Below are 6,651 nucleotides of genomic sequence, written 5' to 3' on the forward strand. Positions count from 1 at the left end.
ATCCGAAAATTTCATCTAACTCCATTAATTATTTGGGACTTATGTCACAGCCCCGTCAAGGTTAGAAATTATCTCTTTAACCTTGGCGGTATTTTTGTGTTAGTCATTTTGAAAACCGCTATTCTTCAAAGATCTTGCCGGCTTTAGGTCCTGGATCCAACGTCCAAATCTTTTCAATGGTAATAATCCCAGCAGCTTTAGGAACAGGGAACTTTCCGGTCGCCCATTCTTTGGCTTGCTCATAATAAGGACCATCAGTATAGAGTTTTGCTGGACCACCAAAACGAAATCCTTTTAAAGCTTTCGCATTGGCAGTTGCATAATCGAATGAAACGCCCGGCTGAACATTGAAAATGTAAACATCGAAATTTAAACTTCCATCGTCTGATACTGCCTGTAATTGTACACCTCTTGCCATTAATTCATTTCCTCTAAATATCGCGTGAGCTTCAAAAACTACTTTGTGTCCTTCTTTAAGAGCATTTCTAACTTTGCTTTCATATATTGTTTGGATTTTCTGGTTAGAAAATGCAGTTTGTGTGGTAGATTGTAAAATTAATCCGAACGCTGTTCGGACAAAAAAGATCAGCTTCCTTTAAAATGGTGTTTACCACAAACCCATCTTTTAGGAGCTGATCTTTTGTCTAGTATAACCTATTCCGAACGAATTAAAATCGAAACCTTTTGTGAACTAGGACTGTCCAATATCCAAATGGGCGTTCGGCTGAACCGATCACCGTCAACAATTTCTTATGAATTATCTCGATGTCAACCTTATCAGGCTGAATTAGCACAAACAGATGCCGAATACAAGCGGTCACGATGTGGCCGAAAGACTAAATTGAATGACAAATTAAGGCAAATAATTTTAAACCATTTACGGCTAAGTTGGTCACCAGAAATGATAGCTCACGAATTTAAACTAGCGACTAAATCAATTTATAATTGGTTAAATCAAGGGAAAATTGAGTTTTCTTTAAATGATTTGCCTGAACATGGCGTGCGCCAACGGCGTAACCTTGACCAACGTTCTAAATATAATCAATCATTAGGACGGTCAATTGAACAGCGACCCATCGTGGTTAATCGACGTAATCGCATCGGTGATTTTGAATTAGATACAATTGTTGGCCCCCGTGGGCATAGTAAGGCAGTTTTATTAACCTTAATCGATCGCAAATCACGTTTCCTTTGGGCCTACCGATTAAAAAACCGGACAGCAGTAACTGTTAATGAAACACTAACTAAGTTCCTAACCACTTTTAATGGTCCGGTGCACAGCTTTACTGTGGACCGTGGCACTGAGTTTAGCGGTCTAGTATCACTTGAAGCACAATACGGTATTAAGACCTATTACTGCCATGCTTATACGCCAGCTGAGCGCGGCAGTAATGACCACTTTAATCGGAACTTACGCTATTTTTATCCTAAGGAGACTTATTTTGAGCACATTAGTGCTCAAGGCTTGAAAACCACCTTACTCGAAATTAATCAGCGACCACTTAAAATACTTGACTGGCAAACACCTTATCAGGTCATGCTGACCAATTTGTCAAAAAATTCGGATTAAATTTGCAATCTACCATATAAGCACAATCGGTTCGGGGATAGCTAAGGAACTTGGCTTCGTATAAACTCTGAATGGCCGCCAAAGTCTGGCTGGCACTGGCATGATACCGTTTATTCATGCCACTTTGGAGACTGGATAGTGAGAATAGTTGGGGACTAGCACGCTTTTAAGCCTGGTTTTGAATGCCATTGATTAAACCAGCCTGTGATCCTTTCTGAACGTGTTTAGCTTGCATGAATGTTGTTAGCCCTGTTTCGTCTTGAAATCGCTGATAGGGGTCTAATTTTGCGACGAATTCTTGCTGATTGGCTAAAATTTCCGCATTTAGTTCAAAATAGTGTTCCGGTTTAAAGGTTTTGTTTACCTGGTCTCTTTGATATACCATACACAAGGCTGGCAGCTATACGTAACTAATCGAGCACGCTCTACGTACCAAATTTTTCTCAATATAAAATACATTATGGGCTACCATTCATACCAATTAACCAGTCACTAATTTTGTGATTACAAGTGCATGCCCCAATCCTCATGCCGGTTCCGGGTTTGATGTTGCCGCTGCTTTTTCGTCATTTCCCACTCGGTCTCTTTTAAGCCGCGTTCTTGTTTTTGTCGTTGGTAATCTTCATCACGATCATATAGAACAGTCATGATCGCGTCACTAAAGGCCGTCTTTAAGTAATAGTCTGGACTAACTGGCTTGTAGTTCAGTGGTTGATAATGTCCGATATTTGCTTTTCTGTACTGGTCGTCCTTGGCTTGTTGCTCTTTTAACTGCATTTGGATTTTCTCGATCTGACTGTTCTTAATCGTCGGATCGGCTTTGCATTCGCCAAAAAAGAGTTGTTTAGTGCCATCATGCTTTAAAACCCGTTGTAAGTGATGATTTTCTAACTGATCTAAGCTAAGCTGTCCCGATAAATAAGCTAGTCCTTGTTGATGTTCTTGGGGACTGAACACCTGTGGTGGATTTGCTTGCCACTGTTTAATTGTTTCAGCCTGACATGGCTTTAAAACAGGATCATAGTACATCACGGCTGTATAAGCTTGTTCCTGTTTAATCAATGGCAATCCATCTAAATCGCCTTTGGGAAAGGCCCTTTTCAATACTTCATGGTATTGCGTTTTAATGACTTGCTTAACGGCCATGATTGCCCGTAGATCTTTGACTGCGCGAGTAATCTTTTGCTGTTCTGCTGGTGAATACTTTTCTAGTAGTCCTTTATCGACGTGTTCTAGGCTTTCTAAGCTATCAGAGTGGATCATTAGCGTATATTTCAGATCAATTTTGGCCTCTTTTTCTTGTTGCATTAATAACTTCCAGCCAACGTATGGCCGTTTGGTAAAGGTCAATAATTGTTGGGTCAACAAATCATCACGAATGTTCATTAAACGTTCGTTTAATTCACTACCCTCGAAAACGGTTTGTTCGCTATCGGTTTCCTTAATTAATTCTCGTCTTTCAGCTTGCGTGGTCTGTTCAAAATCCAGCTCTGGATAAAGTTTTTTAGTCGTGCGATCGACCACTTTATTTAATAGTTCATCTGCTTTTTTGAGTGAGCTTTCTTGTTGGTTAATTGTCAATAATTGTTTAGTCACATCTTCACCAACCGCATGTTTAATTAAGGTGCTGTTTTTCCAATTAAATAGCATGCGCCGCTTATCATCTAAGTTCTCCAAACTGATATAAGTTTTCAGTTCATGGCTTAACTCTTTAACTACCCGTTTTTCATTAAACGAGAAGTGTTTACTTAGGCTATCTAAATGACCTCTACTGTTTACTTTTTCTTGGTTATTTTTATAACTAGCTTTGGCCTTGCGATAGTCCTTAACTTGTTGGTTAAATTCTTTTCTTTCATGCCGCTTACTATTGATTCCCTCATGTTGAGTTGGAACTTCATCTATTCCCTGATTTTCAAAGGATTTTTCGCTGATCCGATCGGGAATATTTTTTTGCTCTAAAACTTGATTGACACTAACCGCCCAATTGTGCCGCCATTGATTGATTTTTTCTTTTTTATCCCAATCAACCAACCAAATTTTTCGGTTTCTTACATTCCCTGCAGGGGTCTTAGTTTTATTACCATGACTATCTAAAATGTATTCGGTTTTTGTTTTCTGTCCCCAAGTACCATCGGGGTTAAATGGGCGATTGGTTAACATCACATGAGCGTGCGGATTATCTGGGTGATCTCTATGAATTGCCACATCGGCAACCATACCTTCATCAACAAAATTTTCTTGTACATATTTTGTCAATAATTCTTTCTGTTCATCTTCACTTAATTCAACTGGTAGAGCCACGTTAATCTCTTTAGCGTACCGTGAGTTTGATTTACGATCTTTCTTTTCAACTTCATTCCACAACTGCTCTCGATCACTGGCCCATTCTGGTGCATTTTTTGGCGTCAAAATAAAGCTTTCTGGCATAACCGATCGGGCATAAAAATAGTGGCGACCTTCCTTATCATCAAATAGCTTTTCACCACTTCGATAAGCGGCACTGGCAATCGCACTTCGTCCTTTACCAGCACTAATATTACTAAAACTCATGTGAAAAATTGCCATGTCGGTCACCACCTTTCTTTGGGTTTATGGGTTTGATTTTGTTGTCGCCATCGGCGACTTCTAATACAGGTTTTAATGGGTTTAGCACAACGTCATCAAAGATGACGTGTAAGTGCGCATTGACCTCGTTTCACTCGGTCTTCTGATTCTCTTAACTTTAACTTAGTGTATGCCTTCCGCTTCGCTATTCCAACTTTTATCATTTGACTTAATGTTTCCTATATGATATAGTGACCGTGATTATTCGTAAAACGATTGGAGAAATCCTCATGTCTCAAAGTAATTTAGAAAAACAAGAAGCTAAATTAAAAGCCCTTAACCAAAAAATCAAGGACGAAAAAAATAAGATTGAACAACGGCTAGGTAAACAAATCATCAGCCAAGCTAATTTAGATTATGCTAATTTATCTAACGATCAGATTAAGCTTTTAGCTAAGCAATTTTCTGAATTTTTAAAGGTAAAGTCCGAAGATCATTAACCATACGAGATGGGGAAATTCCATGTCTAATCAATATGAAAAACTAGTCGAGCAACAAGCGCGTTTAAAACGAAAAATTGAGCGGGAAGATTTTAAATTACGCCAATCTAAATACTATGAAAATCGGCAAGCCCGCAAAGCCCGTTCTCGCCGATTAATTCAAAAAGGGGCTTTATTAGAAAAGTACTTCCAAGCTAATAACCTCTCGGTCGAACAAACCGAAGAACTTTTAAAAACATTTGCTAATTACGTTAATGCGCATAAACCGAACAAATTCAAAAACGATCAGCCTAGTAACTAGGCCGATCGTTTTTATTTTCTAGATCATTTTTGGGCTTGATTTCTGGGTTCTGATCCGCAATATTTTTTAATTGTTTTTGAATTCTTTTACTAGTTTTGTCTTTAACTGATTTAAGCGCTAAGTTTGCTCTAATTTGTAATCCTTGAATACCATTATCATATGTCCACTGTTTAATTTTAGTCATGTCATTAGTCCGATAATAATTGGCAATTAGTTCGTTCCATTGATCCCACTTATCTAATGGGACATTGATTAAACCAGCGCCACCGTCAATCATAATTTTATTGGCACTTAAAGTTGCCGTCCTCTTGTTTCCGTCCCAAAAAATTTGTTGACGCATATTATGATACATGACAGTCAATGCTTTATCAGTGGTCGTCATTTGTGGATCAGCCAAGATTTTTTGTAAAAAGGATTGTTCTTGTTTTTCGTTAATTAAAGGCGGTTCAAAAAAGTCTTCACTACCTAAATTAACTCCTCCCTTCCCTTGCCGTAATTCTCCTGGTACTAAGGCGTCTTCTGCGGCCACAATCTTATTGATTTGTTTTTCCATGGTTAACGTTAAAGGGGAATTTTGAGCAGTGATATATTGCCACCCACGCTTTAAGTTAACAATTGTCAAAATATCCTCAACAGGAACGCCGGCCACACTCATGCCGTCCATAATGGTTTGTGTTTGCGGTAAAGTGGTATTTACGCCTTCAAAGCGGGCATTAGTGTGCACTAGTTTGGTAAAATTTGCTCGGGCAAACCGTTGGTTTTCTGCAGCTGTAAATTGATACTTGTCCATATATGCTTGTGTCTTAGTCATATTTTGTGCCTCCTTTTCGTTGATAATTCCTTCTTGGCGTTTATCTAAAACATAAGTGTGTAACGCGTCAAACAATTGATGTTTATCAGGATTATGCGCAGTTTTTCCCCGAAGGGCTTGAATATCAACTATCCAAGGGTCAGCCAACAATTGCTCTATTTTTTCGACTTTCTTGCTGGATTTGGTCATTTAAAAAGCCACTTTCACATTTCCTTAGTTTAGTCATCACCAATTCAGCCACTAAAGGTGCCTATTTTTGCTTCTAAGCGATTTTAAATCGATTTTAATATAATTATGCATGTAACGCTTAAAACGGCTTAAATGAGCTTATATGGCGTTTTAATCCCAAGTGCGCTCGTCATCAATATTTTGTTCTTTAGGGTGTTTGGCCGCATATTCTCTAGCTGCTTGTTGGTTCCACCAAACACCAAATAGGTTTTGCATAGTGCCGTACAGGTAGTTCTCAACATTCTTGATATGTTTCTCATCGCTTCTTAGGGCATTAAAATAGCGTCTTAACGTTTTGGTCATCATTTTTTTTAAATCAGGGTCATCTAATAGAATCCATACGCCTAAATCCTTATGTTCTTTTTCAACAGCATATTTGGCGTTTAAGATAATGCCAATAAAGCGCCGCATTTGTTGTGGGGTACGGCACCAAAAGCTAAGTAGTTGCACTGCTTCTGGTTCTAAGAAGACCGGCAACCCATTATCTTCGTCAGTTAAGAACTCATCAGCATGTTTTACTAAATCCCGATTTTGGGCTTCAATTTCAGCTGGTGAAAAATTGGCTGTGGAAAAGTCCAACTTTTGAGTATCTATATTGTATCTATTAGTATCTATATTTTTATAGTCTTTATATAGATTGTGTGTGATTTTCACATTTCCGCTTGTAGCAAGGGTTTGAGCGGCCTCGTCAACGGAC

5 protein-coding genes and 3 pseudogenes are annotated in these 6,651 nt (G+C 38.6%); 3 read left to right on the forward strand and 5 right to left on the reverse strand.

Going from position 1 to position 6,651, the window contains the following annotated elements:
- Window positions 1-283 precede the first annotated feature (283 nt).
- Window positions 284-541, reverse strand: a pseudogene (locus FD32_RS10500) (DNA/RNA non-specific endonuclease); the annotation flags it as partial.
- A 99-nt stretch (window positions 542-640) separates the two neighbouring features.
- On the opposite strand from FD32_RS10500, the gene FD32_RS05840 reads away from it, so the two are divergent.
- A complete protein-coding gene (locus FD32_RS05840) occupies window positions 641-1,570 on the forward strand; it encodes an IS30 family transposase (RefSeq protein ID WP_047766946.1) in 930 nt (309 codons plus the stop codon).
- Here the strand turns inward: FD32_RS05840 and FD32_RS09845 are convergent.
- Window positions 1,566-2,100, reverse strand: a pseudogene (locus FD32_RS09845) (DNA topoisomerase); the annotation flags it as partial. The gene FD32_RS05840 and the pseudogene FD32_RS09845 sit on opposite strands and share 5 nt — an antisense overlap.
- The gene (gene mobQ, locus FD32_RS05850) at window positions 2,075-4,135 is read right to left on the reverse strand and encodes a MobQ family relaxase (RefSeq protein WP_047766950.1); all 2,061 of its coding nucleotides are present in this window, start codon (window positions 4,133-4,135) and stop codon (window positions 2,075-2,077) included. The gene mobQ and the pseudogene FD32_RS09845, both read right to left, overlap by 26 nt.
- A gap of 269 nt (window positions 4,136-4,404) precedes the next feature.
- Here mobQ and FD32_RS05855 point away from each other — a divergent pair, with 269 nt between their 5' ends.
- A complete protein-coding gene (locus FD32_RS05855; protein ID WP_047766952.1) occupies window positions 4,405-4,614 on the forward strand; it encodes a hypothetical protein in 210 nt (69 codons plus the stop codon).
- A 22-nt stretch (window positions 4,615-4,636) separates the two neighbouring features.
- The gene (locus FD32_RS05860; RefSeq protein WP_047766953.1) at window positions 4,637-4,915 is read left to right on the forward strand and encodes a hypothetical protein; all 279 of its coding nucleotides are present in this window, start codon (window positions 4,637-4,639) and stop codon (window positions 4,913-4,915) included.
- On the opposite strand, the gene FD32_RS05865 is transcribed toward FD32_RS05860, so the two are convergent.
- Entirely contained in the window at window positions 4,905-5,726 is an 822-nt protein-coding gene (locus FD32_RS05865) for a Fic family protein (RefSeq protein ID WP_056962137.1), read from the reverse strand. The genes FD32_RS05860 and FD32_RS05865 overlap by 11 nt on opposite strands.
- Before the next feature lie 339 nt (window positions 5,727-6,065).
- Window positions 6,066-6,651: pseudogene (locus tag FD32_RS05870) on the reverse strand (replication initiator protein A); the annotation flags it as partial.

This window comes from Limosilactobacillus panis DSM 6035, assembly GCF_001435935.1.
Classification (GTDB): Bacteria; Bacillota; Bacilli; order Lactobacillales; family Lactobacillaceae; genus Limosilactobacillus; species Limosilactobacillus panis.

Bases quoted from the DNA above. Each gene is read 5' to 3' on its own strand.
- FD32_RS05855 (WP_047766952.1), top strand. From the start codon at position 4,405: ATGTCTCAAAGTAATTTAGAAAAACAAGAAGCTAAATTAAAAGCCCTT.
- mobQ (WP_047766950.1), bottom strand. From the start codon at position 4,135: ATGGCAATTTTTCACATGAGTTTTAGTAATATTAGTGCTGGTAAAGGA.
- FD32_RS05865 (WP_056962137.1), bottom strand. From the start codon at position 5,726: ATGACTAAGACACAAGCATATATGGACAAGTATCAATTTACAGCTGCA.
- FD32_RS05860 (WP_047766953.1), top strand. From the start codon at position 4,637: ATGTCTAATCAATATGAAAAACTAGTCGAGCAACAAGCGCGTTTAAAA.